The 22,951-nt window shown below is 54.8% G+C and carries 19 protein-coding genes, 1 tRNA gene and 1 pseudogene; 11 read left to right on the top strand and 10 right to left on the bottom strand.

Annotated elements, in window-relative coordinates; all coding sequences use genetic code 11:
• The first annotated feature begins 110 nt into the window (after positions 1–110).
• The gene (xanP, locus tag HB664_RS03795) at positions 111–1,502 is read left to right on the top strand and encodes a xanthine/proton symporter XanP (protein WP_023309879.1); all 1,392 of its coding nucleotides are present in this window, start codon (positions 111–113) and stop codon (positions 1,500–1,502) included.
• Positions 1,503–1,621: 119 nt separating this feature from the next.
• Positions 1,622–3,325 (top strand): AsmA family protein, encoded by a 1,704-nt coding sequence (locus HB664_RS03790; protein WP_143346346.1) that lies wholly within the window; start codon positions 1,622–1,624, stop codon positions 3,323–3,325.
• 60 nt (positions 3,326–3,385) lie between these two features.
• Here the strand turns inward: HB664_RS03790 and yicI are convergent, their stop codons facing one another.
• Both yicI and HB664_RS03780 read right to left on the bottom strand, forming a co-directional pair.
• Entirely contained in the window at positions 3,386–5,704 is a 2,319-nt protein-coding gene (yicI, locus tag HB664_RS03785; protein WP_143346345.1) for an alpha-xylosidase, read from the bottom strand.
• 12 nt (positions 5,705–5,716) lie between these two features.
• Positions 5,717–7,108, bottom strand: coding sequence for a glycoside-pentoside-hexuronide family transporter (locus tag HB664_RS03780; protein WP_219940374.1), 1,392 nt, complete (start codon positions 7,106–7,108; stop codon positions 5,717–5,719).
• A gap of 286 nt (positions 7,109–7,394) precedes the next feature.
• Between HB664_RS03780 and HB664_RS03775 the strand changes: the two genes are divergently transcribed.
• Positions 7,395–7,489: transfer RNA gene (locus HB664_RS03775), tRNA-Sec, on the top strand.
• A 40-nt stretch (positions 7,490–7,529) separates the two neighbouring features.
• Here the strand turns inward: HB664_RS03775 and HB664_RS03770 are convergent.
• Together HB664_RS03770 and HB664_RS03765 are read right to left on the bottom strand one after the other, a co-directional pair.
• Complete coding sequence (locus tag HB664_RS03770; protein ID WP_219940373.1) at positions 7,530–9,998, bottom strand: type I restriction enzyme HsdR N-terminal domain-containing protein; 2,469 nt, start codon at positions 9,996–9,998, stop codon at positions 7,530–7,532.
• A gap of 133 nt (positions 9,999–10,131) precedes the next feature.
• Positions 10,132–10,323, bottom strand: a complete 192-nt coding sequence (locus HB664_RS03765) for a toxin-antitoxin system HicB family antitoxin (protein WP_219940372.1) — start codon at positions 10,321–10,323, stop codon at positions 10,132–10,134.
• 124 nt (positions 10,324–10,447) lie between these two features.
• Between HB664_RS03765 and HB664_RS03760 the strand changes: the two genes are divergently transcribed.
• Both HB664_RS03760 and rhuM read left to right on the top strand, forming a co-directional pair.
• Complete coding sequence (locus HB664_RS03760) at positions 10,448–10,789, top strand: SymE family type I addiction module toxin (protein WP_219940371.1); 342 nt, start codon at positions 10,448–10,450, stop codon at positions 10,787–10,789.
• Positions 10,790–11,096: 307 nt separating this feature from the next.
• Positions 11,097–11,315, top strand: a pseudogene (rhuM, locus tag HB664_RS22945) (RhuM family protein); the annotation flags it as partial.
• Here the strand turns inward: rhuM and HB664_RS03750 are convergent.
• The 5 genes from HB664_RS03750 to HB664_RS03730 all read right to left on the bottom strand — a co-directional run bounded on the left by HB664_RS03750 (position 11,305) and on the right by HB664_RS03730 (position 15,571).
• Entirely contained in the window at positions 11,305–11,760 is a 456-nt protein-coding gene (locus HB664_RS03750) for an acetyltransferase (RefSeq protein ID WP_219940370.1), read from the bottom strand. The pseudogene rhuM and the gene HB664_RS03750 sit on opposite strands and share 11 nt — an antisense overlap.
• Before the next feature lie 356 nt (positions 11,761–12,116).
• Positions 12,117–13,115 (bottom strand): class I SAM-dependent methyltransferase, encoded by a 999-nt coding sequence (locus tag HB664_RS03745; RefSeq protein ID WP_219940369.1) that lies wholly within the window; start codon positions 13,113–13,115, stop codon positions 12,117–12,119.
• An 85-nt stretch (positions 13,116–13,200) separates the two neighbouring features.
• Positions 13,201–14,139: a GlxA family transcriptional regulator gene (locus tag HB664_RS03740; RefSeq protein ID WP_219940808.1), complete on the bottom strand. Its 939-nt coding sequence runs from the start codon at positions 14,137–14,139 to the stop codon at positions 13,201–13,203.
• A gap of 189 nt (positions 14,140–14,328) precedes the next feature.
• Positions 14,329–14,808, bottom strand: a complete 480-nt coding sequence (locus HB664_RS03735; protein ID WP_023309865.1) for a hypothetical protein — start codon at positions 14,806–14,808, stop codon at positions 14,329–14,331.
• Between the two features lies 1 nt (position 14,809).
• Positions 14,810–15,571 carry a winged helix-turn-helix domain-containing protein gene (locus HB664_RS03730; protein WP_069303461.1) on the bottom strand — a complete coding sequence of 254 codons (762 nt, stop codon included), beginning with the start codon at positions 15,569–15,571 and terminating at the stop codon, positions 14,810–14,812.
• Positions 15,572–16,277: 706 nt separating this feature from the next.
• On the opposite strand from HB664_RS03730, the gene HB664_RS03725 reads away from it, so the two are divergent.
• From HB664_RS03725 to HB664_RS03700, 6 genes are read left to right on the top strand one after another with little or no spacing between them, the layout of a single operon-like run.
• Complete coding sequence (locus tag HB664_RS03725; RefSeq protein WP_087823667.1) at positions 16,278–16,880, top strand: LuxR C-terminal-related transcriptional regulator; 603 nt, start codon at positions 16,278–16,280, stop codon at positions 16,878–16,880.
• A gap of 53 nt (positions 16,881–16,933) precedes the next feature.
• Positions 16,934–17,518: a fimbrial protein gene (locus tag HB664_RS03720; protein WP_032661969.1), complete on the top strand. Its 585-nt coding sequence runs from the start codon at positions 16,934–16,936 to the stop codon at positions 17,516–17,518.
• 53 nt (positions 17,519–17,571) lie between these two features.
• Positions 17,572–18,249 carry a molecular chaperone gene (locus HB664_RS03715; protein WP_196355126.1) on the top strand — a complete coding sequence of 226 codons (678 nt, stop codon included), beginning with the start codon at positions 17,572–17,574 and terminating at the stop codon, positions 18,247–18,249.
• 23 nt (positions 18,250–18,272) lie between these two features.
• Positions 18,273–20,798: a fimbria/pilus outer membrane usher protein gene (locus tag HB664_RS03710; protein ID WP_048975183.1), complete on the top strand. Its 2,526-nt coding sequence runs from the start codon at positions 18,273–18,275 to the stop codon at positions 20,796–20,798.
• Positions 20,789–21,307, top strand: a complete 519-nt coding sequence (locus tag HB664_RS03705; protein WP_039263502.1) for a fimbrial protein — start codon at positions 20,789–20,791, stop codon at positions 21,305–21,307. Before HB664_RS03710 ends, HB664_RS03705 begins: the two co-directional genes overlap by 10 nt.
• Complete coding sequence (locus tag HB664_RS03700) at positions 21,307–22,317, top strand: fimbrial protein (RefSeq protein ID WP_045889361.1); 1,011 nt, start codon at positions 21,307–21,309, stop codon at positions 22,315–22,317. Before HB664_RS03705 ends, HB664_RS03700 begins: the two co-directional genes overlap by 1 nt.
• 3 nt (positions 22,318–22,320) lie before the next feature.
• On the opposite strand, the gene HB664_RS03695 is transcribed toward HB664_RS03700, so the two are convergent.
• Positions 22,321–22,845 (bottom strand): lipocalin family protein, encoded by a 525-nt coding sequence (locus tag HB664_RS03695; RefSeq protein ID WP_047059663.1) that lies wholly within the window; start codon positions 22,843–22,845, stop codon positions 22,321–22,323.
• Between the last annotated feature and the right edge of the window lie 106 nt (positions 22,846–22,951).

Here is a 22,951-nt window from a genome sequence, read left to right as displayed (position 1 = left end):
AAAAACCTGCTCACAGCGGCAGATTTTCTTCCCTTTTTTTGCTGGCAATCGTTTGCTTTTACCAGGTGGTCAGATAAAATGCCCGCTTTTCCACCGTGGGATTGCCGCCGATGTCCGTTAACACCATAGAGTCGCCTGATGCGCAACCGATTGCGCAGAAGCAAAATAGCGAACTGATTTACCGCCTTGAGGATCGCCCGCCGCTGCCGCAAACGCTTTTCGCCGCCTGCCAGCATCTTCTGGCGATGTTTGTTGCGGTGATCACCCCGGCGCTGCTGATTTGCCAGGCGCTCGGCTTACCGGCGCAGGACACGCAGCACATTATCAGCATGTCTCTCTTCGCCTCCGGCGTGGCCTCGATTATTCAAATTAAAGCGTGGGGGCCGGTAGGGTCGGGATTATTGTCGATTCAGGGCACCAGCTTTAACTTCGTGGCACCGCTGATCATGGGCGGTACGGCGCTGAAAACCGGCGGTGCGGATGTCCCAACCATGATGGCGGCGCTGTTCGGCACCCTGATGCTGGCCAGCTGTACGGAGATGGTCATCTCCCGCGTTCTGCATCTGGCTCGCCGCGTCATCACCCCGCTGGTTTCCGGCGTGGTGGTGATGATTATCGGGCTGTCGCTGATTCAGGTGGGCCTGACCTCCATCGGCGGCGGCTATGCCGCAATGAGCGACCACACCTTCGGCGCGCCGAAAAACCTGCTGCTGGCGGGGGTCGTGCTGGCGATCATTATTCTGCTTAACCGTCAGCGTAATCCTTACCTGCGCGTCGCCTCGCTGGTGATCGCCATGGCGGCGGGCTACCTGCTGGCGTGGGCGCTGGGCATGCTGCCGGAGAACACCGCGCCGACCAACAGCGCGCTGATCGTCGTTCCTACGCCGCTGTACTACGGACTGGGCATTGACTGGGGCCTGCTCCTGCCGCTGATGCTGGTCTTTATGATCACCTCTCTGGAGACCATCGGCGATATCACCGCTACCTCCGACGTCTCCGAGCAGCCGGTGTCCGGCCCGCTGTACATGAAGCGCCTGAAAGGCGGCGTGCTGGCGAACGGCCTGAACTCGTTTGTCTCTGCGGTATTCAACACCTTCCCGAACTCCTGCTTCGGTCAGAACAACGGCGTGATCCAGCTGACCGGTGTGGCCAGCCGCTACGTCGGTTTTGTGGTGGCGCTGATGCTGATCGTCCTCGGCCTGTTCCCGGCGGTAAGCGGCTTTGTGCAGCATATTCCTGAGCCGGTGCTGGGCGGCGCAACCCTGGTCATGTTCGGGACCATCGCGGCCTCCGGCGTGCGTATCGTCTCCCGCGAGCCGCTGAACCGCCGCGCGATCATGATTATCGCCCTGTCGCTGGCCGTCGGTCTGGGTGTTTCCCAGCAGCCGCTGATCCTGCAGTTTGCGCCTGACTGGGTGAAAAACCTGCTCTCTTCCGGCATTGCCGCGGGCGGTATCACCGCTATCGTTCTGAACCTCGTTTTCCCGCCTGAGAAAAATTGATTTCTCCCACGGCAGGCAGTCAATGCCTGCCGTGACATCTAATTACACCATTCCCGCCTTGAGGATTGCGCATAAATCGTGCATAACTCCCTTATGTGCGTTTTGCGGGATGGAAGACCATGAAATTTATTGGAAAGCTCCTCATCTATCTTCTGGTAGCCCTGCTCATTGTGCTGCTGGCGTTCTACATTCTGCTCCAGACCCGCTGGGGCGCGTCTCAGGTCAGCAGCTGGGTGACGGTGAATACCGACTACGAACTCAGTTTCGACAAGATGAATCACCGCTTTTCGTCGCCTTCCCACATCATTCTGGAAAACGTCACCTTCGGTCGGGACGGTAAACCCGCCACGCTGGTAGCCAAAAAAGTTGATATCGGCCTGAGCAGCCGCCAGATAACCGATCCGCTGCATATGGACACCATCACCCTGTTCGACGGCACGCTGAATCTCTCGCCTCAGACGGCACCGCTGCCGTTCCAGGCGGATCGCCTGCAGCTGAATAATATGGCGTTTAACAGCCCGAATACCGAATGGGACCTGAGCGCGCAGAAGGTTACTGGCGGCGTCAGCCCGTGGCAGCCGGAAGCGGGCAACGTGCTGGGGAACAATGCTCAGATCCAGATGAGCGCAGGCTCGTTGACCCTGAACGGCGTACCGGCGACCAACGTGCTAATCGAGGGCCAGCTCAACGGCAAGGAAGTGGTGCTGAAAACGATTGGTGCCGACATGGCCCGTGGCTCGCTTACCGGCTCCGCCCTGCGCAACGCCGACGGGAGCTGGATTATCGACACGATGCGCCTGAATGAGATCCGCCTGCAGAGCGATAAAACGCTGATGGCGTTCTTCGTGCCGCTGGCCTCCATCCCTTCTCTGCAGATTGGTCGTCTGGACGTAACCGACGCCCGGCTTCAGGGCCCGGACTGGGCGGTGACCGATCTCGATTTAAGCCTGCGCAACCTGACTCTTAGCAAAGGCGACTGGCAGAGCCAGGAAGGCCGGCTGTCCATGAACGCCAGCGAGTTTATCTACGGCTCGCTGCATCTTTTCGACCCGATCCTGAATGCGGAGTTTTCCCCGCAGGGCATGGCGCTGCGTCAGTTCACCTCCCGCTGGGAAGGCGGCATGGTGCGCACGTCTGGTAACTGGCTGCGCGACGGTAAAGCGCTGGTGCTGGACGATGTTGCCATCGCCGGGCTGGAGTACACCCTGCCGCAGAACTGGAAAACGCTGTGGATGGAGCCTCTGCCGGAATGGCTGAACAGCGTCACGCTGCAAAAATTCGGCCTGAGCCGCAACCTAGTGATCGACATCGATCCCGCCTTCCCGTGGCAGATCACCTCTCTGGACGGCTACGGCGCAAACCTGCAGCTGGTGAAAGATCGCCAATGGGGTATCTGGGGCGGCAGCGCAACCCTGAACGGCGCGGCGGCGACCTTTAACCGCGTGGACGTGCGCCGTCCGTCGCTGGCGCTGAATGCGAACGCCGCCACGGTGAACATTACCGACCTGAGCGCCTTTACCGAGAAAGGCATTCTGGAAGCCACGGCGACGGTTTCTCAGCTGCCGCAGCGGCAGACCACGGTGAGCCTGAACGGGCGCGGCGTGCCGCTCAACGTGCTGCAGCAGTGGGGCTGGCCTGCGCTGCCGATTACGGGCGACGGCAATATTCAGCTCACCGCCAGCGGCAGCGTGCAGGCCAGCGCACCGTTGAAGCCAACGGTGAACGGCAAGCTGAACGCGGTAAATATGGATAAACAGCAGGTGCAGCAGACGATGACGGGCGGTGTGGTATCGACCGCACCCTCACCCCAGCCCTCTCCCTGAAAGGGAGAGGGAGCAAACCCTTCCCTCGCCCCTTTGGGGAGAGGGTTAGGGTGAGGGGAATTAAATGTGAACCACCACCTCATTCCCCTCCGCTTTCACCACCACACCCCATTCGCTGCCCGCGTGTGAACCACCTTTTACGCCGCTCACCTTCTGTACGTTGCGCAAGCACACGGACCAGTTTTTCGCGTCTCCCGCGCCGGTAAAGGTCACGATATCGCCCCGACGTGACGCCTTCAGCGTAAACGCCACGGCCCCGTCCGCCGCAGGCACTTCGCTCACCGCCGTTGCGCCATCGTCCAGGTTAAACAGCTGGAAGGCCGTCCCCTCATTCCACGCGTAGTCCGGCTTCTGGTTATTGTTGCCCAGCGCCAGGAGGGTGTTGTCGCGCACGTAGACCGGCAGGCTCATGAAATCGTGCTGCTGCTTATGCCAGCGGCTGCCCTGAATTTCGTCGTTATGCCACAGATGCGTCCAGCGTCCTTCCGGCAGGTAGAACTGCACGTCGCCCGCCTCGGAGAACACCGGCGCGACCATCACCGCATCCCCCAGCATGTACTGGCGGTCGAGGTAATCGCATGCCGGATCGTCCGGGAACTCCAGCATCATCGCCCGCAGCATCGGCGTGCCGAACTCGCGGGCCAGCGCCGCCTGACGATACAGGTACGGCATCAGCTGACACTTCTGCTGGGTGAAGTGGCGCACCACGTCGCAGGACTCGTCATCGTACGCCCACGGCACGCGATAGGATTTGCTGCCGTGCAGGCGGCTGTGGCTGGAGAACAGCCCGAACGCGCACCAGCGTTTGTAGACATGCGCCGGAGCGGTGTTTTCGAACCCGCCGATATCGTGGCTCCAGAACCCGAAGCCGGACAGGCCAATCGACAGCCCGCCGCGCAGGCTTTCGGCCATCGACTCGTAGTTAGCGTAGCAGTCGCCGCCCCAGTGCACCGGAAACTGCTGCGCCCCGACGGACGCCGAGCGGGCAAACAGCACCGCCTCTTCCTCCCCCACCGTCTCCTTCAGCACGTTCCACACCAGCTCGTTATAGATGTAGGCGTAGTGGTTATGCATCTTCTGCGGATCGGACCCGTCGAACCACTGCACGTCCGTCGGGATACGCTCGCCGAAGTCGGTCTTGAAGCAGTCGACGCCGATTTCCACCAGGCCTTTCAGCCTGTCGGCATACCACCGGCACGCGTCCGGGTTGGTGAAGTCATAAATCGCCAGCCCCGGCTGCCATTTGTCCCACTGCCACAGGGAGCCGTCCGGGCGCCTGAGCAGGTAGCCCTTCTCTTTCAGCTCCCGGAAAATCGGGGATTTCTGGCCGATGTACGGGTTAATCCACACGCAGACCTTCAGCCCTTTCTCCTTCAGGCGGCGGATCATGCCTTCCGGATCCGGGAAGGTCACAGGGTCCCACTCGAAGTCGCACCACTGGAAGGCCTTCATCCAGAAGCAGTCGAAGTGGAAGACGTGCAGCGGCAGGTCGCGCTCGGCCATGCCGTCGATAAAGCTGTTTACCGTCGCTTCGTCGTAGTTGGTAGTGAACGAGGTGGTGAGCCACAGGCCGAACGACCACGCAGGCGGCAGCGCCGGACGCCCGGTAAACTGCGTATAGCGGTTCAGCACCTCTTTCGGCGTCGGGCCGTCGATCACGAAGTACTCGAGATATTCCCCTTCCACGCTGAACTGCACTTTGGAGACCTTCTCGGAGCCGACTTCAAACGAGACGTTCTCGGGATGATTCACCAGCACGCCGTAGCCGCGGTTGGTCAGGTAGAACGGGATATTTTTGTAGGACTGCTCGGTGCTGGTGCCGCCGTCGCGGTTCCAGGTTTCGACCGTCTGGCCGTTGCGCACCAGCGCGGTAAAGCGCTCTCCCAGACCGTAGACCGTTTCCCCCACGCCCAGATCCAGACGTTCGAACACGTAATTGCGGTCGGTATTGCTGTCCTGCACGTAGCCGTTGTTTTTCAGCTGGCTGCCGGTAATGCGCTGGCCGTTGCGCAGGAAATCCAGCGCCCAGAACTCGCCTTTGGTGACGCGCGCGCTGACGCTGCCGCTTTTCAGCTCGGCAAAGTCGGCGTTGTTTTCAATCTCTACCTTCACGTCTTTAAGAACGTTCAGCGGATAGTGCGGGCCGTTATTCAGCGCGCCCTGAAAATGCTCAATGCGCACCCCGACAATCCCTTCCTGCGGGGCAAACAGGCGCACCGTGAACATCAACGTGTCGAGCTGCCAGGTGCGTTCGCGCACGTCGCGCGGCGCCACATACACCACCAGGTCGTTGCCCTGCTGCTCCACGTCGAACACCTGAACCGGATACGTCACGTTCAGGCCCGGTTGAATAAGCCAGTTTCCATCACTGATTTTCATGCTCTCGTCCTCTTAGTTCTGCAATTCTTTGCTGACCGGCAGGGTTTCAAACTCCTGCTGATTGCGGCGCGCGCCCTGCGCCAGCTCACCCATGATTTTGGTCAGGAAGGGGGTTTTCAGCGTGTAGTAGCGCTTGGCGATAATGGCGCTCAGCACGTAGCAGACCGCCGGAGCCAGGGTAAACAGGCCGATAATGATGCTGATGGTCGCGCTGTTCTGGGTTTTGGCTGCCGCGTCGTAGCCGCCGCCTGCCAGCATCCAGCCGATCATCGCCCCACCCAGCGCCAGACCGAGCTTCAGCACGAACAGCGTGCCCGCGAAGCTGATGCCGGTCAGGCGTTTGCCGTTGGTCCATTCGCCGTAGTCGACGGTATCGGACATCATCACCCACTGAATCGGCGTAACCAGCTGGTGCAGCACGCCGATGACGAAGATAAAGGCGAACATCAGCACGGTGGCGTGCATCGGCACGAAGAACATCGCCACGCTGACCACCGCCAGCGCGGCGTTGGTCCACCAGAAGATGCTGACCTTGCACTTCCAGTCGGTGAGCGGTTTCGCCAGAGCGGAGCCAATCAGGTTGCCGACGCAGTAAGTGGTGAGGAAGGCGACGAACACCTCCGGCGAGCCCATGATCCAGGTGCAGTAGTACATCATCGCGCCGCCGCGCACGCAGACGGCGAGGATGTTGAGGATGGTGAGCACGCCGACGATGCGCCACTGATCGTTGTGCCAGATGTCGCGCAGGTCTTCCCGCATGGAGGTGGTGCTCGGCGGCACCTGGATGCGCTCTTTGGTGGTGAAGAAGCAAAACGCCAGCATCAGGAACGCGACCACCGACAGTACGGCGATCCCGCCCTGGAAGCCGAGCGCCTTATCGTCGCCGCCAATCAGGTTCACCAGCGGCATCATCAGCACCGTGGAGAGCATGCCGCCCGCCGTCGCCAGCACGAAGCGCCAGGACTGAAGGGAGATACGCTGCGTCGGGTCGTTGGTGATCACACCGCCCAGCGCGCAGTAGGGAATGTTGACCACGGTATAGAGCAGGGTCAGCAGGGTGTAGGTAACGGCGGCGTAAACCATTTTGCCGTTGAGGCTGAGGTCAGGCGTGGTGTAGGCCAGCACGCAGACGATGCCGAACGGGATCGCGCCGAACAAAATCCACGGACGGAATTTGCCCCAGCGGCTGCGGGTGCGGTCGGCAATCAGCCCCATGCACGGGTCGGAGATCGCATCCAGCGCGCGCGCCAGCAGGAACATGGTGCCGACAAACCCGGCGGGAATGCCGAAAATATCGGTGTAGAAAAACATCATGTACAACATGACGTTATCAAAAATGATGTGGCTGGCGGCGTCTCCCATGCCGTAGCCAATCTTCTCTTTTACTGACAATACTTCGCTCATTTTTTTATCCTTCACGCTGTAGGGGGCGCTGAGACCGGTTACAGAGTTTTAAACCATTGTTTCAGGAGCGGGTATTGCGTTTTCTGGTTAGCAGATTACGTTTCTTGTTTTTTGTGATCGCGGTAAATGTTGGAAGCACGAGGGGCTAACATGAGGATTTTCTTAGGAATTAACTGAAACAGGGGTGTACAGGTCAAAAGAGAGGTGAAAAAAGTGTGTCTGGGTATGTGGTAAATGCCTGAAAGTAGCTATAATGCGCCCCGCCTCCATGTAGCAATGCAGGCGCGGAAGATCGTCATCTCCGGTGAGGTGGCTGGACTTCAAATCCAGTTGGGGACGCCAGCGTTCCCGGGCAGGTTCGACTCCTGTGATCTTCCGCCAAAAATGCTACAATCTTTCATAGCTTAAACATAGTAACAAATTATCTATATTTTTGCCTTGAAGCGCTACGTCTTACGTTTTCTATTTCTCGGTCAAATTTAGTTCTTATTGATGGCATAAATCTTTCACGAAGCGTTAAACCATAAGACTCTGCCTCTTTTAATTCCTCCTTCTCTAAATAAGAAATAAATTCTGTAGCTTTTTGTATGCGTTTTTCGACACGCTCAATTCTTTTTGATTTAATCGTGTTATAGCTTTCCCAAATAGTATATTCGTCCAACGCTAGTCTCGTAAGTTCATTACATACATATGAGTCATACAAAGCAGTATCGGTGGATACTAAATCTAGGTAAGTGAATGCAGAAGATAAATTATGGAATATATGACTACCGTAATTTGTCACACGAACCGAATCAATTGTGTCTGTATATTCATCCAATCTGTTATTGGATTCTATAAGCCCGTAACGAAGCAATACATCTAGTGATTCTTTTTGATCATCTTCCATATGAAATTTGTTTGAAAGCTCAGTAATTAATTGTGGTAAAGCATAAAAAGAAGAACCATGCGTTTCATTATGGTTTGTCAATATTGATAAAAATCTTAGCATTGTAAAATGGGAAGATTTCTGCTTCGAACGAAGTTGGAAAACATTTGGCACATAGCTTTCCGACTCTTCATAAAAAAATCTATTCGGAATCATTACGGGTTTTAAAACTTGATGTATTTGCCATGTCCAATCAGTACGTGAAGTTATTTCATCTATATTTGTATATCTTGACTGCAATAATCCTCTAAATAGCTCAAGAGCAAGCCTTATATTACCGTGTGCACATGCAGTTAAAAAACCAGCCAAATGAGAGCGATTAGAACTGAATTCTGAACGCAAATTTCGCAATAATACTTGGATCGTTAAAACAATTTCAGGAGTAATTTCGCTTGGAAGGAAGTTATATGTTTTTGTAGGGCTATTTAAGAGTTTAAGAACATAATCGAGCCGTTTCAAAAAAACATTGTGAGGTGAAGGAGAACCTAAATGAAAACCTGAATTTTGAAAAGCATCGAGCACACCTTTTATTGTTGAAGCATAAAAACGCTCTTCTCTCATAGAAATCACGACTAAGCATCCGAGCATTTTAGCTATTTGTTGGGCATGTGTAAAACTATATTCTTGCAACGCTCTGTATTGATCTGTATTATCTATTACAACTATAACACCTTTCTTTTGCGCCTTAAGATAATTAAATAACCTTCGAACTACATATGGCTTATCATTTTTCCACGTATCAACCAATTCATTTAGGAATCTATTATAGTCAATTGAATTGGTAGGTAGTCCATATAAAGACTGTCTCTGTGCTATTTCATATTTATCTTTGAATAAATCGAGTAAAACGTCCCTATTTGAACTCAAAATATTGTCAATATCCATTTTGATGACTAGTTCGTTCCAAATAGTTTCTTCGATTGCATGCTTGTCTTCGGGAACAGTCAGAAGATCAATTAAAACTACTACTGCATTCTCCTTTACAATTTTCGGAGGTTTGACATAGAGTAATCGTCGTAAAAATGTTGATTTACCTATTCCCTTTCCTCCAAACAATACCACTACATCTGCTCGAGACTCTCTTTTTATACTTTCTTCTAATCTGACTCCGAAAATACCGCCATCATCACTTATCGTTGTATCTTTTACTCCGAAATTCTCTAAATATGGTGTTACTGAATCTACTAATATTGCAGAAGCTGATTTAAAAGCTGAATCGTAACTTGAATCTGATACATATACTTCATTCATTAATTCAACATCTGATGCATTTATTTGCCCGAAAAACCTTTCTGCGATCGGCCTCAGATATTGAACATATTTGTTTGCTTCAATAGTTCTTGTGTAGACTGGAATATCATGTCCAGCGCGATATGTCTCTCTGTTTTCATTTGGAGTTCTTGAAATTAAGGCATTTAGAGAGCCATCATATGAAATACACTTATAAGATAATGAATTATAGAATTTTATAAAGTCAGTATCAATCGACTCTAATGAGGGAATCACGAAAGCTCTTAAACTTTTCCAATCTGTACTAGTCTCGAATACTCTAAAAAAAATCCATTCATGACCATTAGTGACACAAGCAAAGTTTGAACCTATTTCCAAACAATAGTTACGAACTTGGATCATTGCATCTTTAGTATTTTGGCTGGTTAATAGTGTCCGAACCGAAACAAAACGTATCTGGTTATCAGATGTTAATCCGGCTTTCTTAGGAAGGTCAAATGAAACACCTTCCCTCTTTGCTTCAATTACCAATGCTATCTTACCCGCGGTATTGTAAAGCATGTAATCTGCATAGCCAGGGTGAATTGACACTTCTCTTTTAACTGAAGACTTAGGCCAGTCAAGCACCTCATGGATAATCGTATCAATCACATTTGCTCGTGTATCTGCTTCATTCAAGGCTCGCCCGTTATGTTTTTGTGACAACGCTCTCAAAATTAGATGCTGATTCAAGATTACCTCCAGAAAAGAGAAACCGCGCTTAATAAGATAGCAGAGGAACTTTATACATTGTAATAAAACATTTATAGATTTGCTTTTTAATAATTTCAGATATATTTGGTTATGCTTTCTAAATTAAAAGAGTTTAACCTAGTGGCTCTATACCCTTCTCTCTTAAAGCCTCTCTCGCCAGCCCCTTGAACCAGCTGGCGAGACTCACTCCTTCCTCAGCAGCCACAGCATCCAACTGCTCCTTCAATGCCGGATCAATACGCATCTTAAACTGCGGAGACTGCCCGCCGCCTTTTGGTTTTTTTTCGCGCGATATGATTGACATGAGGCCACCTATCCATCTACTCTGATACCTATAGGAGGCCACCTAACCTCCTGTATTTGCAACGCTCCGATGTGCGGGAACACAGCCGGAGCGTCTAACCTCACCAACTATCAAGGAGTTGATTATGGCTGATTCGCATTCTACCCCAGACACAGACCAATCCGGAACCGAGCGTTCGTTAATTGTGGGATACCGCCCGAATGTTTTCGACAAATCCACGCCGAAAATCATCCTTTCAGGCAAGTGGCTGCGCGCGGCGGGTTTTGATACCGGACAGCAGGTCACGATAAAAGTCATGAAAGGATGCATCGTTTTGGTGGCGTATAACGAGCAGGAGCAGCGGTTGCAGGATGATTATAAACGGACGAAGGCAAAGCTTATTGAGATAGAGGACGCGCTTGCGGCGATTCAAACTCAGCGTCCTGGAAAGCGCCTCGCAAAATCAAATACAAACCACCTGGCTTAGCCGCTATTTCTGGCATACTACGAGCTTACAGGCATCAACCTTATGACACGGAGGCAGCATGACATATGAGGAATTAATAAATTCACCAGTCGGTGAGTTTGTCATGTTTGCCAGCAAGGATGAAAAAGTTCGCATTGAATGCCGCTTCGAAAGCGATACTTTGTGGCCTCACAGGCCACAATCTGTGAGTTATACGGCAAAGTCAAAGCCACGATCAGTGGGCATATCAAGAGTATTTTTGATGAGAGTGAGCTGGTCGAAAATTCAGTTGTTCGGTTTTACCGAACAACTGCCAGCGATGGAGTAGGTATTTTTACGAGACTGGCAAACCAAACTCGATCAGTTCCTGCAATTTAACGACCGGGACGTTTTGGAAGGAGCAGGCAAAATCAGCAAGAAAGCGGCCGATGAAAAGGCGTGCTCAGAATACCTGGAGTTTGAAAAAAAGCAGCGCCTGCTGAAAGAAGCCGAAGGTGAGAAAGATATCATCGGCTTATTAAAATGGGATAAGCAGGCTAAGCGCTAATCCCGGTATTCCTGCTCAGCTTCATATGCAGCAACGGAAACGGATTCCCCTGCCCGTCCAGTTCCGAGCGCCCGACCTGCTCAAACCCCATATGGCGATAAAATCCCACGCCCTGCGGGTTCTGCTCATTCACGTCCACCTCGTTCGCGCCGAACTCTGTGATGGCGTGTTGCAGCAGCAATTTCCCGACGCCCTTCCCGCGGCTCGCGTCGTCAACAAACAGCATTTCAATGCGGTTTTCATCCACGCCTAAAAAGCCGTGAATAACGCCTGCGTCATCGCGAGCGATCACGACCTTGAGGTTTGGCAGATAGGCGTTAAGCAATAGCGGGCGCAGCGCCGTAATATCGCTTTCCTGTAAAAAGTGATGGGTGGCGCGGACGGAGGATTCCCAGATCGCAACCAGACGTTCGAAGTGTGTGGGAAGTGCGGTTTCAATTTTCATGGGGGGATCATTATAGAGCGCAGAGATTAAATCAAGTATCCAGAAGCATGGAGGCAATAAAACGAAGACCTTAAATGAAGTTATAAACTCTCGTACATCTGAAAGTAGAGAGCGTATCAAGGAAATGGCCCGAAAGTTGGTTCAGGAAACCAGGCAAATGATAGATCATGGCAAGCAAGAATCATCACCTGGGAATGAGAACAGGGAAACGAGTCAATCCTTCATGACAGTTGTTCGGTTTAACCGAACAACTGAGGAACGGTAAATATTGTTGCGCCCTGCTCCCCCTCACCCTAGCCCTCTCCCTCAAGGGAGAGGGAACCGATTGTGCGGTTTGTCATCCCACACCGTTCGAGCTAAACCCTCACCTCCATCACCGCATACACCCCGTCCTTCGGCACCACCACGGTGACGTTTTCCACCGGCACGCCCGCCGCGAGGTGGATATCCTGCAGCTGCTGTAACGACCTCGGGTGAATATCCTCCCAACCGATACCCCGCAGCACAAAGTCAATTTGCGGGCTGCTGGTCAGCATGTTCGACACAATCACCGCGCCGCCGGGCTTGACCAGCCGCAGCGCGCGCTGGAGAAAAATCACCGCATCGGTATCGTTGAAGTATTCGAAAATCCCCAGCGCATCGACCAGTTCGGCCTGATGCTCGCCGAGCTCCAGCAGCAGGTCTTCGTTACGCACCAGCGTATGGAGCAGGTTGCGCCTGAGCAGCGTCAGCTGTTCGCCCACCACAATCCCTTCCTGCGCCGCCATGGTTTCGGCCCAGCTGAGCGCAACCGGGTCTTTGTCCACCAGCGTGAGATACACCCGCTGGCCGTCGAGCTTTGCTTCGCGCAGCACCTCCAGCACCGGGATGGCGGCACCGCTTGCGAGGCTAACCCAGTTATTTTCACTTTCGTTGTGAATGTACTTATCCACCAGCGCGGCCAGCACCCGGGCGCGGGAGCGCACGCCAACCGCATCGTTAGCGTGGATAAACCACTGGCGGCTGTCGCTGTCCATTTTCGTGCCGTCGGGCAGGCGGTCTTCCAGCGGGTTTTGCACCACAAACAGCGCCAGCGCGGAGGGCACCAGCCGGGTGCGCCACGCGGTGAGCGCGGGGCGGTTGCGGAAGGCCTGTTCGGAATAGCGGTTCTGCGGGACGAGCACGGCCTGCCCCCCTTCGTCGTATTCCACCCTCGGGGGCCGGAGCGCTGGCTCGGCTTTCAGGGCGCGGTCAAGGGAGGCGATCTCACGGGCAGCGTCGTCTTTCATCGGCCACTGGTCGCTGACGTCGGGAAATGACGCGCTGAAAATCGTCATATTTTCCGGTGCATCGCCGCGAAAAGGCTGCCAGTTCATGTCGTCTTCCCTCCGTTAGGCTTTTAACGGAAGTCTATCCAGGCGAGCCAGTAATACCCTACGAAGAAAGCACGAAATAGGTGCATCAGTTCTGCGACGTGCGCCATACCCCCGGCGTGCAGCCGTACTCGGTCTGAAAATGACGAATAAAATGGGCGCAGTCGCTAAACCGCATCCGCCGCGCAATATCCGTCACGCTTTGCTGAGAGTTTTTCAGCAGCCAGCAGGCATAGCGCAGCCTGGCGCTGCGAATAAATTCCCGCGCCGTTTTGCCAAACTCGGCGTGAAACAGGCGGTTAAGCTGGCGTTCGCTCAGCTTAACGTCCTGCGCGAGCCTGGCGGCGTTCAGCGGGTGAGTCAGATACTGTTCGACGATCGTCACCGCCCTGCGCAGCCGTGAATCAGGGATCATGGCGATATTCGCGGGCCGCGGCGTGGCGGCGTCATGCGGAGGAAGGGACAGCCGCCGGGAGGTGGTGGCCGCAATGTCGTCTCCCCCGTGGGCGCGGATCAGCGCCGTTACCAGGGTGAGCGTTGAGATCCCGCCCGGGCAGGTCAGCACATCGCCTTCGTCGATAAAATCGAGGCCTTGCTCAGCATAAACCTGCGGAAACCGTTGCGTGAAAACGTCATGGTGATGAGGATGAATCGAGGCGCGGCGCTCGTTCAGTAAGCCTTCCTCCGCCAGAATAAAGCTGCCGGTACCAATACCAATCAGGGGAACGTTGTTGTGATAAGCCTCCGTGAGAAACGCTCTGTCGCCACGGTGTCCCTGGTGAAGATGCTCCAGACCTCCGCCGATCGCCGCAATATAGTCGAAGTCGCCGGGCGGCGCATGGGCGGCCTCGGGCCGCACGCTGAGCCCTGAGCTGCTGACTACCGGTAAGTCGGGATAGGTGCTTATCAGGCTGAGTTTAAAGCGTATTTTCTGGCTACGCTTCTGGACGCTGGATGCAATACGTAACGCCTCTATTAATCCTGAATATGCGAAAAGCGAGAAATTGGGCCACAGGAGTAAACCCATATGCAGGGATTTATTCCGTGCAGGCGTCATTCTGACGCTATCATCAATTATATTTTTCATTAACTTGCCGAAGAATAATTACATTATCGCAACATTATTGTCGCTGTTATATTTTCCTAAGATAGGTCCTGGCTGTTAAATCAAGCATAAATGATGCCCGCAAAAACTTAAAAACATTTCTCCCTGTCGCTATCCGTTTTTTGACGTGTGGCACACATAGGTCGGCAGCGTCCCCAGAATAAATAAATAATTCTCATTCTGCTGTTTCTTAATACGCATATAAATATTCTTATTCGGATAGATAAAAAATAAGGGCTCGTACTTCTCCAGCCAGCTGTCGCTGATGTTGTCGTCCGGAAATTTCATATTGCGTATGGACGTCAGATTATAGACGCTGTCTTTGCGCTCAATCTGAAAGAAAACTTTGCGATTCAGGGTCTTCGTAGGATCGCTTTTCAACCGGCCATTCATACTGAGTATTCCGCTGTTGCCCTCCACGGTGTAATTCAGCCACAGCGAGAGCGTTTCATCACGGTGATGCTGAATAAAGTTCGCCTGGCAGGAAAAGGGCTGGATGTAATGGCGATGCCAGAGGTAATACGCTGCCACGACAGCCCCCATCAACAGGCACAGGCAGAGCGCAACAAGCGTTTGACGGTAGCGAACCATACTAGCGATCCTCTATAAAATAATCGGACATACAGCGGTTGGGTTCCGTCATTGGCCTGTCACAGCGAATGACCGATGCGCGAGGCAGCAGGATGTAGCCGCTGACGTAAACCCAGGGATAGTTAGCGCACTGGTCCTTAAACGGGGCGGCATAGGCCAGGGCTTTATCCCGATCGCGCTGCGTTTCAATATCGCGAGAAAAATAGAGCTGACATTCGCCCATCTTCATCGCGAAGCGGTACCCGTCGACGAAATAGCTGTCATGCAGCAGGTTATGGCTGATAACGCTCACGCCAGCCAGCATCAGCAATAGCACCAGCGCGCCCGGCAGCCAGAAGCGCCGTGTCGGGGCCGTCGGGCCGACAGTCTCTTCGCAGACATCCGGAGCAGCACGTTCTTCCTCTTCAGCCTGCGGCTGCGTCTCTTTAACGGTGATTTGCGTATCGCTTGCGAGCGTCAGTCCAATGCGCGGGATAGTGACAATCGGATCGGTTTCAAACCCCACTTTCTTCAGCCCCTTACGCAGAATAGAAATATTCTGGTAGTAGGTATTAGGCGAAACCAGCATCCCCCGGCGCTGCCAGACAATATCCATGCACTCCTGTTGAGTTACAATACTTCCGACTCTTTCTATTAATAACAACAAACAGCGCCCCGCCGGAGAATTTAATACCACCACCCGGTCAGGATTGTTGAGATCGCGTAATGTGCTGGCCGCTGGATGAAACTCTACCAGGCCATTAATAATGTAATGCTTATGCATAGAATGGGCTAAATACCTCCGGTCAACGCCTGTTGCGCCAGTAGATTCCCTTCACGGTTAACCTGCGTATCCCTCGCCTGTGTAAGGATTAATGTGACGGATAAATGCGCAACTGTATATCCTGGCGCCTGGCGAAAAATCTTATTTTTCCTTTCTCTTTATCTGACCGGTCTGAAGTTTTCTTAACCGCGATTTTAAGCCGTCTTGACACTGACAAAACTCGACAAAGGCGCCCGTTGAACGCTTTAGCCATCATTGTCTGAATTATTCAGCGCGCTTAATTTGTTTTTTTAATAAAAAGCAGAGAGAACGCGCTCTGCCAGCGGGTTTCGAAATTACGACCAATTCGAAAGCTGTCGTCTTAATTAACAATTTCGGTGCGAAACTGTTAGCCACCGTCAGTAACAACCCGCGTCGCATGACGTCCCCAGACTATTTCCTTACAAAACATTTATTAAAGCCAACTTTTCAATAAAAACTACCGGTATGATTATTTACAGGCAGATAAGCAAAAGCCGGTTCAGCGAGGAGAAATTGACGCTACACCTAAACCGTACTTAAAACAAATTAAGATTAATTCAGGTTACCTCTTTTACGCCCTGAGTATAGTGGGCTCACACCGTGCAATGCTTAATTGCTTCGAAAATACAGGCATCGTTCTGCCAGACAGACGAGTCTCATTACAATTATAAATCGAGGGAATGACATGGCGAATAAGCTCAACAACACACGTCATTTAAATATCGCGCTATTGGGTGGAGATCACTTTGCGCGCCAGGGGATCGCCGCGTTATTAAAAAATATTGTCCCGGCTATGCAGATTACAGCATCGATCGATAATTACGCGGAGATCGAAACGATACTCGCAGCCGCACCGGTAGACGTGATTTTTTTATCCGGCATGGAGAAATATCACGCGGGATATGACTGCCTGAAATATATCAGGAAGATGAAAGTACTTTATCCCGACGTACTTATTTGCATGTATTCCGCACCGGCAAATTCCTGGCTGTGGATACGCGGTGAAATAGACGCCTATCTCTCGCTGCAGGACCCGCTTTATCACTGGCGAGCCAGCGTATTAAAAATGGTCGATAGCCGTTATCGCCCACTAAAAAAACCCACGGCGTTATCGCTGACGCCGGGTGAATGGAGGGTATTGAAGGAACTGCGAAAGGGTCTGGATATGCGTTACATCGCCGAAACAGAGCAGCTTTCTTACCGTCGTGTCAGCGCGTTAAAAAGCTCAGCGATAAGAAAACTCGGGCTCAGGAACAAGACAGATTTGCTGGTCTTTTTAACCAGTTAGACCTGCTGCTTTCAGAGCAAATCTCGACATAACACCATAATGGAATCAGGACAATGAAAGCTCAATTCAATAATAAAACGCTGCTCGCTATCGCTATTGCGGCCTTACTGCCAGCGGGCACGGCCCTGGCTGCCGGCACCAGCGGCGGCACGGTGAACTTTAGCGGCAAAGTGGTGACCTCCGCCTGCGCCATCAGCGCAGGAAGCGCCAACATTGACGTGGATATGGGTGAAGTGCGTACCGCAACGCTGAAGACGGCAGGCAGCGTTGCCAGCACGGCAAAAGCGTTTGCCATCACCCTGGAAGATTGCGAAATCGCCGATACCTCAGCCTCTACGGATGAGAACCCGATTGCCGCCACAACCGTGGCCGTCACCTTCACCGGCACGCCGGACACTTCCGATGTTAATAGCTTGTCCGTCGGGGCAAACGGCAGCGCCAACTCTGCGCAAAACGTGGCTATTCGCCTTTATGACGAGCAGGGCAACGTGGTGAACCTGGGTGAACCTGCTGCGGCCATCCCTCTGCGTAAGGGTGCCAACACCCTGAACTTCAGCGCGAAATATTACTCGCCGAAGGGCGGCGCCACCGCGGGTGATGCCAGCGCCGTCGCAACCTACACCGTGACCTATTCGTAATCCTCAGGCCCGGTCTGCGAGCCGGGCCTGTCTTAGCTTTCAGGAGAAACACTATGCGCGTAAACACATGGATTTGCCTGGCGGGTGCGTTATGTTCCTCCGCCGTCTATGCCGGCGGCGTGGGGCTGGGCGCAACGCGAATGGTCTACTCCAGCGCCACCAGCCAGGCCATGATGCAGGTGAGAAACACCCATCCCGACGCTACGTTCCTCATCCAGTCGTGGATGGAGAATGAGAAAGGCGAACGCACCAACGACTTCGCGATCACGCCGCCGCTGTACGTCATGAAGCCGGCCAGCGAAAGCGCGGTGAAAATCATGTTTAACGGCAAAGCCCTGCCAGCAGATCGGGAGACGCTCTACTGGATGACGGTCAAAGCCATCCCCCAGCAGGCGAAAAGCGGCGCCGGCAATACGCTGCAGTTTGCGTCGGCTAACCGCATCAAGGTCTTTTATCGCCCGGAGGGACTCAGCGAGAGCCCGGGAGAGGCGTGGAAAAAACTGGCCGGTGCCTATCGCGCCGGAAAAGTCACTCTCAGCAACCCCACGCCGTACTACCTCACCACCATCAACGTGAAAATTGACGGTATGCCGGTGCAGCCGGTGATGGTGCCCCCGAAAGGCAGCGTGACGCTGGCCGAAACCTTCAGCCATGCGGGCAGCATGAGCTATCAGACCATTAACGATTACGGGGCATGGACCCCCGCCGCGCGCGCGTCGTTATCCCAATAATAAAAACAGTAAGGCGTGACCACGTGAAAATAAAAATCCTGTGCGCCACGGTGATCTCCCTGGTGATTCGGCAAGCCGTGGCTGCTGAAAGCGAGCTGCAATTTAACCCCGCGTTCCTCAACGGCGAGAGCGCAAACAGCGCCGATCTCGCCTGGGTCAACGCCGGGAGCGCGTTGCCGCCGGGTGATTACAACCTCAACGTGTATATCAATACGAATTATGCGTTCACGGGTAACGTCACGTTCCGCCTTGCTGAAGACAGCACGGGTGAAGCGCTGCCCTGCCTCACGCCTGAACAATTCGCCGCGCTGGGCATCGATAGCCATCAGGCGAAGGGCGGCGACCTGCCGCTGGCGCAGCGCTGCATCTTCTTAACGAAGGCGTTTGCGGATACGCAGTTTGATCTGGACCAGAAGACGCTCACCCTGAGCTTCACCGTACCGCAAAGTGCGATGCGCAATTTGCCGCGCGGGTACGTCAGCCCGGAAAGCTGGGAGGCGGGCATTCCTGCCGCGTGGCTGAATTACGTGGTCAATGGCTCGAACAATGAGTATCGCGGCGAGACGCGCACGCGGGAACAGCAGCTGTTTGCAAGCCTCAATAGCGGCGTCAACCTGGGCGCGTGGCGGCTGCGTGATTTCACCACGTGGACCAAAGACAGCAATGAGCTCACCCACGTGCAGACCTGGCTGCAGCGCGATATTCACGCCCTGCGCGCGCAGGTGTATGCCGGGGAAACGTACACCTCGGCGCAGGTGTTCGACTCCGTGGGCCTGCGCGGTATCGCCCTGAAAACCGATGACAACATGCTGCCCGCCAGCCTCAGCGGCTATGCACCTGAAGTTCGCGGCATCGCGCGCAGCAACGCCACGGTCACGGTTCGTCAGAACGGCAACATCATCTATCAAACCTCCGTCCCGCCGGGGGCGTTTGTGCTGAAAGATCTCTACCCGACCTCCTCGGGAGGCGATCTGGCGGTCACCATTCAGGAGAACGACGGCAGCAAAACGCAATACACGCTCCCCTTTGCCAGCGTGCCGAACCTGGTGCGTAACGGACAGGTGAAATATGCCCTCGGCGCCGGGAAATACCGTCCGACGGGCAATCAGGACGCGCCCTCTTTCGCGCAGGGCGAGCTGTTCTACGGCTGGCGATACGGCCTGACGTTTTACGGCGGGGCGCAGTTTGCCGATCGCTATAACGGCCTGGCCCTCGGGTTTGGGCAAAACCTCGGCCGCTTTGGCGCCTACTCCATCGACCTGACCCACGCCCGCAGCCAGCTGGCGGACGATCGGCACTATACCGGTGATTCGGTGCGCCTGCGCTACAGCAAGCTGCTGAACGACATTGGCACGCGGGTGAATTTCTTCTCGCTGCGCTACTCCACGAAAGGGTTTTATACCCTCAGCGACACCACGTACAAAGGCATGTCGGGCGGATCGCCAAAGCAGACGGTGGAAGACGATGGCACCGTCACCACCCAATACGACACCGTGTACAACCTGCGCATGTCGCGTAAGGCAAAAAACCAGCTGCTGCTGTCGCAGCCGATGGGACAATACGGCTCGCTGTCGCTGTCGTGGGATCAGCAGACCTACTGGAACACGTCAAATACCACGCAAAGCCTGCAGTTTGCGTGGAACGCCACGTTTCGCAACGTGTCGCTTGGCGTCAGCGTCCAGCGAAGCTCGAGCCTGTATGACGACAAGAAAGATAACATCCTGTCGATGTCGATTTCGGTCCCGCTGGGCAACCCGACGCTGTCGACCCGCGCGCGCTTTACCACGACCCATGCGGATTCCACCGGCACAACCACCAGCACGGGCGTGAGCGGCTACCTGCCGGGTGAGGAGAATCTGTTCTATAGCGTCAACCAGCGCTACAGCTCCCGACAGCACTACGGCGGCGATGCCACCCTGCAGTACGAAGGCGCGTGGGGAGACTACAACCTGGGCTACAGCTACGCCAGCGACTCCCGCAACCTCAGCTACGGCATCAGCGGCGGCGCGGTAGTGCATGAAGATGGCCTGACGCTGAGCCAGCCGCTCGGAAATACCAACATTCTGGTGAAAGCGCCGGGGGCCAGCAATGTCGCCGTGCTTAACCATAAGGGCATCAAAACGGACGGCCGTGGCTACGCGGTGATCCCGTACGCCACGCCGTACCGCGTTAACCAGGTCGCGCTGGACGTGACGACCGCCGGCAACGACGTGGAGCTGGAAAACGCCATCGCCAACAAAACGCCTACCGATGGCGCCCTGGTTCGCGCCACCTTCACCACGCACCAGGGGGCAAAAGCGATGTTTATCGTACGTCACGGCAACGACGTGCTCCCCTTCGGCACGCTGGTCTCGCTCGATGATGACAAAACCAGCGGCATCGTTGGCGATGGAGGCAGCCTGTATCTCTCCGGTTTGTCAGAGAAGGGCACGCTGAACGCCGTGTGGGGCCGCGGCAGCCGCCAGCGCTGCGCCATTACCTACGCCTTAAACAAGCAGAACTATAACGCCCGCACCGGTCTTTATTCTCAGGAGGTGGTATGTCAGTAACGCTTCGGATCGGCTGCCTTGCGCTGCTGCTGGTTTTCACGCTCCCCGTTCGCGGCTACGACGTGCTGGTCTCCGTCACCGGCAATTTGATCGGCAACACCTGCGTGGTGGCGCAGGACTCCGGGGAGCAAAACGTGCCGCTGGGCACTATTGGTATTAAACAGTTCAGCCGTGCCGGGGCCGTCAGCAATATCAAAACGCCCTTCACGCTCAGGCTTGAAGCGTGCGGGCCAACCTTTGCTGGCGTAAAAATCCGCTTCAGCGGTACGCCGGATGATGCCAACCCGCAGCTGCTGAAAATTGCCGACGGTGGCGCTACCGGCGTGGCGGTGCAGATCCTCGATAAAGAGAGCGTACTCATTCCCCTGAATACAAAGACCACCGCATACGGAACGGCGGGGGATGACAGCGTACAGATGACCTTCTACGCGCAGCTGGTTGCCACCGCTACGCCGGTGAGCGCCGGTGATGTGTCAGCCCTCGCCACCTGGACAACGGAGTATCTATGATGCGTTTAGCGTTTCTTCTCAGCGGATTACTTTTCTGCGCCAGCGTGCAGGCTCTGGACTGGAAATCGGACATTACGCTCTCCCCTCAGCCGATGACCTACAGCGGGCCAGCGGACTCCGTGGTGCCGGGCAGCATTATCGGATCGACCTGGAGCGCCACCGCCAGCGTGCAGCAGGTGTTCTGGTGCGGGCTTATTTTTACCTGCAACAAAGGCACGCTGCAGCCCAGCAGCAGCGCCATCTCAAGCGGTGCGACGGTCACCGTCGACGGCGCGAATTACACCATTTTTGAGACCGGCGTACCGGGCGTGGGGTATATCATCGGGCTGAAGGATTTTAAGAGTACGCAATATATTCCCCTGCAAACCGGTATCACGCAAAGCTACCCGGCAGAGGGCACCAGTGGGTTTGCCCAGGATCTGGGATGGTCAGCAAAGGTCACCTTTATTAAAACCGGTGCCGCCCTGAAATCCGGCGTCTATAACATCCCGACCATCAACGCCGCGGTGCTCACCGCCTATAACAACGAAACGAAAACGGCGCAGGTCATCATCAGCCCGACCACCATCACGGTGACCGCCAGCGGGTGTACGGTCGGCAGCAAAAACGCCAGCGTGGCGCTGGGCACCATTGATATTCGCACCCTGCCCACGGTGGGAAGCACGTCACCGTCGGGGACGTTTACCGTCGGCCTGACCTGTGACGCGAACGTGGCGGTTCACGCGGTGATGACCGATCAGACCACGCCGTCGAACACCTCGTCGGTGGTGACCCTGACCGGAGACTCCACGGCGTCCGGCGTTGGGGTGCAGTTTTTCTACAACGGCAGCGGGCCGCTGACGATGGGGCCGGACAGCTCGGCCGCGGGTGCGACCGGCCAGTTCTTCATCCAGAGCACCACGGCGGCGCAGACGCTCACGTTACCGTTCCAGGCGCAGTACATCCGAACCGGCGAACTGGTCCCCGGCTCGGCCAACGCGCTGGCCAGCATTACGTTTTCCTACCAGTAGGGGCTACTGCTTCACCCACACCAGCTGATCGGTTCGGAAGCCCAGACCGCGCGCGGTGTTCAGGTAATCCTGCTTCACCGCATCCGGAATGGTTGGCGTGCGTGACAGGATCCACAGGTAGTCGCGGTTCGGGCCGCTGACCAGCGCGTACTGGTACTTATCGTCCAGCCTGATCACGTTATAGCCGCCGTAGAACGGGCCGAAGAAGGACACCTTCAGCGCGGCGGTGGTTGGCTCGCCGGTAAAGTACGCTTTGCCTTCGCTCTCGTTCCACTTGTTCTTCACCGGATCGTAGCCCCGGTTGAGCACGCTGATGCCGCCGTCGCTGCGCTTGCCGTAGGTGGCGGTTACCTGCTCCAGCCCGCGTTCAAAGCGGTTTTCCAGACGGGCGACCTCGTACCATTTGCCAAGATAGCGGCTGGCGTCAAAACCGGAAATCGGCTGCACGCCCTTCGGCGGCGTGGGGGATTTACAGGCGACCAGCGTCAGCGCAATGGCAACACCGGTCACTACAGGCCATAGCTTCATGAGAATTCCTTTCATTTGCACGGTTGGACGTTAAGTGTAGTGCACCGTTTCGGCGCTTCATCCCGTTCGGGAAAATTCGTAGTATATTGAGAGTATTCCTCCACTC

It is taken from the genome of Enterobacter sp. DNB-S2, from assembly GCF_019443845.1.
Taxonomy (GTDB): Bacteria; Pseudomonadota; Gammaproteobacteria; order Enterobacterales; family Enterobacteriaceae; genus Enterobacter; species Enterobacter asburiae_B.
The sequence above is the reverse complement of the archived record's forward strand: the minus strand, read 5'-3'. Positions and strand labels throughout refer to the sequence as shown.

What these genes read in the sequence shown, in the direction of transcription:
- HB664_RS03765 (WP_219940372.1), bottom strand. Translation starts at nt 10,323, where the DNA reads ATGTCAATCATATCGCGCGAAAAAAAACCAAAAGGCGGCGGGCAGTCT.
- HB664_RS03740 (WP_219940808.1), bottom strand. Translation starts at nt 14,139, where the DNA reads ATGGGTTTACTCCTGTGGCCCAATTTCTCGCTTTTCGCATATTCAGGA.
- HB664_RS03725 (WP_087823667.1), top strand. Translation starts at nt 16,278, where the DNA reads ATGGCGAATAAGCTCAACAACACACGTCATTTAAATATCGCGCTATTG.
- HB664_RS03745 (WP_219940369.1), bottom strand. Translation starts at nt 13,115, where the DNA reads ATGAACTGGCAGCCTTTTCGCGGCGATGCACCGGAAAATATGACGATT.
- HB664_RS03780 (WP_219940374.1), bottom strand. Translation starts at nt 7,108, where the DNA reads ATGAGCGAAGTATTGTCAGTAAAAGAGAAGATTGGCTACGGCATGGGA.
- HB664_RS03790 (WP_143346346.1), top strand. Translation starts at nt 1,622, where the DNA reads ATGAAATTTATTGGAAAGCTCCTCATCTATCTTCTGGTAGCCCTGCTC.
- HB664_RS03730 (WP_069303461.1), bottom strand. Translation starts at nt 15,571, where the DNA reads ATGCATAAGCATTACATTATTAATGGCCTGGTAGAGTTTCATCCAGCG.
- HB664_RS03735 (WP_023309865.1), bottom strand. Translation starts at nt 14,808, where the DNA reads ATGGTTCGCTACCGTCAAACGCTTGTTGCGCTCTGCCTGTGCCTGTTG.
- HB664_RS03705 (WP_039263502.1), top strand. Translation starts at nt 20,789, where the DNA reads ATGTCAGTAACGCTTCGGATCGGCTGCCTTGCGCTGCTGCTGGTTTTC.
- HB664_RS03750 (WP_219940370.1), bottom strand. Translation starts at nt 11,760, where the DNA reads ATGAAAATTGAAACCGCACTTCCCACACACTTCGAACGTCTGGTTGCG.
- yicI (WP_143346345.1), bottom strand. Translation starts at nt 5,704, where the DNA reads ATGAAAATCAGTGATGGAAACTGGCTTATTCAACCGGGCCTGAACGTG.
- HB664_RS03700 (WP_045889361.1), top strand. Translation starts at nt 21,307, where the DNA reads ATGCGTTTAGCGTTTCTTCTCAGCGGATTACTTTTCTGCGCCAGCGTG.
- HB664_RS03695 (WP_047059663.1), bottom strand. Translation starts at nt 22,845, where the DNA reads ATGAAGCTATGGCCTGTAGTGACCGGTGTTGCCATTGCGCTGACGCTG.
- HB664_RS03720 (WP_032661969.1), top strand. Translation starts at nt 16,934, where the DNA reads ATGAAAGCTCAATTCAATAATAAAACGCTGCTCGCTATCGCTATTGCG.
- HB664_RS03715 (WP_196355126.1), top strand. Translation starts at nt 17,572, where the DNA reads ATGCGCGTAAACACATGGATTTGCCTGGCGGGTGCGTTATGTTCCTCC.
- HB664_RS03760 (WP_219940371.1), top strand. Translation starts at nt 10,448, where the DNA reads ATGGCTGATTCGCATTCTACCCCAGACACAGACCAATCCGGAACCGAG.
- xanP (WP_023309879.1), top strand. Translation starts at nt 111, where the DNA reads ATGTCCGTTAACACCATAGAGTCGCCTGATGCGCAACCGATTGCGCAG.